Origin of the sequence: Campylobacter showae CC57C, assembly GCF_000344295.2 — a bacterium.
Lineage (GTDB): Bacteria > Campylobacterota > Campylobacteria > Campylobacterales > Campylobacteraceae > Campylobacter_A > Campylobacter_A showae_B.
Window position 1 is genome coordinate 1 of the sequence record NZ_AOTD01000256.1, and the last position, 1,616, is coordinate 1,616.

2 protein-coding genes are annotated in these 1,616 nt (G+C 52.0%); one reads left to right on the plus strand and one right to left on the minus strand.

The window, feature by feature from the left end; all coding sequences use genetic code 11:
• Window positions 1–10: 10 nt before the first annotated feature.
• The gene (locus H740_RS12475) at window positions 11–136 is read right to left on the minus strand and encodes a hypothetical protein (protein WP_269430658.1); all 126 of its coding nucleotides are present in this window, start codon (window positions 134–136) and stop codon (window positions 11–13) included.
• 85 nt (window positions 137–221) lie between these two features.
• Between H740_RS12475 and leuC the strand changes: the two genes are divergently transcribed.
• Complete coding sequence (leuC, locus tag H740_RS10430) at window positions 222–1,496, plus strand: 3-isopropylmalate dehydratase large subunit (protein ID WP_002953722.1); 1,275 nt, start codon at window positions 222–224, stop codon at window positions 1,494–1,496.
• The last annotated feature ends 120 nt before the right edge of the window (window positions 1,497–1,616 follow it).

A 1,616-nucleotide genomic window follows, 5' to 3' on the forward strand; every position in this document is an offset into this window, starting at 1 on the left:
GCTCCGCAGGCTATATGCCTAGCGCACGCTTAAATTTTAAAACCGCCTCGTCTAGCCATGCGATATTTCCACTTGACTCTTTTTGTTCAAATTTAAAGTTGATTAAAAAGTACTTCGCCTTGACTTTTACGCTCAAATTTTAATCTCAATCTCTTTTTATCCATTTTTCGCTAAAATCGCTAAATTTTAAAAACGCGCGGCATCCGCAAAAAAGGAAATTTATGCAAAACAAAAAGCAAACCATTACCGAAAAAATTTTCAGCGAGCACGTAGGGCGCGAGGTTTTCGCGGGCGAGATCATCGAGAGCGACATCGACATGGTCATCGGCAACGACATCACGACTCCAATCTCCATCAAGCAGTTTGAGCGAAGCGGCGCGACGAAGCTCGCCAACCCGGGCGGCTTTAGCGTCGTGATGGACCACTACATCCCGGCAAAAGACATCCTAAGCGCCAACCAAGCTAAAATCAGCCGCGATTTTGCGTATAAGCACGATTTGAAAAATTATTTCGACGAAAAGGACATGGGCATCGAGCACGCGCTTTTGCCCGAAAAAGGCCTCGTAGTCCCGGGCGACGTCATCATCGGCGCCGATAGCCACACCTGTACGCACGGCGCGCTGGGAGCCTTTGCAACGGGCATGGGTAGCACCGACCTAGCCTACGCGATGATAACGGGCAAAAACTGGTTCAAAGTACCGCCGACTATAAAAGTGATCTTTCGCGGCAAACTTGACCGCCACGTCTACGGCAAGGACCTCATCCTAGAGATCATCCGCCGCATCGGCGTGGACGGCGCGCTGTATAAGGCGCTGGAGTTTACGGGCGAGACGATAGAGAGCCTCGATATGGACGGGCGTTTTAGCATGTGCAACATGGCGATCGAAGCAGGCGGCAAAAGCGGCATCATCGCGGTCGACGAAACAACAAAAGAGTTTTTAAAAGGCAAAAGCTTACGCGCCGAGCCGAAGCTGCACTACTCCGACGAGGGCGCAAACTACGAGCAAATTTTAGAGATCGATGTCGCTAATCTCGATCCCGTAATCGCCTATCCGTTTCTACCTAGCAACGGCAAGAGCGTGCGCGAGGCCGTCAGAGACGATATCGCTATCGATCAGGCCTTTATCGGTAGCTGCACAAACGGCAGGCTCTCGGATCTACGCATCGCGGCTGAAATCCTAAAAGGCCGCAAAGTAGCGCGCAAAACCCGCCTCATCATCACGCCTGCAACGCAAAAGATCGCCTTGCAAGCGCAAAAAGAGGGGCTGATGGATATTTTCGCGGAAGCGGGAGCGGTCGTTTCAAACCCGACCTGCGGCGCGTGCCTGGGCGGATATATGGGGATTTTAGGCGTAGGCGAGCGCTGCGTGAGCACGACAAATAGAAACTTCGTCGGCCGCATGGGCGATCGCACGAGCGAGGTGTATCTGGCTAACTCGGCCGTAGCGGCGGCGAGTGCGGTGGTGGGCAAGATCGCCGACCCTCGCGATCTTTAAAATTTGGCGGCTTGTCTTTTGAGCGCTTTTTGTGGAGCTGGCTAAAATTTAGCTCGGCAGACTATATGCCTAGCCTACGCTAAATTTTACCTGCGCAACCCCAAAAATCATCTCAAAATA

Bases quoted from the DNA above. Each gene is read 5' to 3' on its own strand.
- leuC (WP_002953722.1), top strand. From the start codon at position 222: ATGCAAAACAAAAAGCAAACCATTACCGAAAAAATTTTCAGCGAGCAC.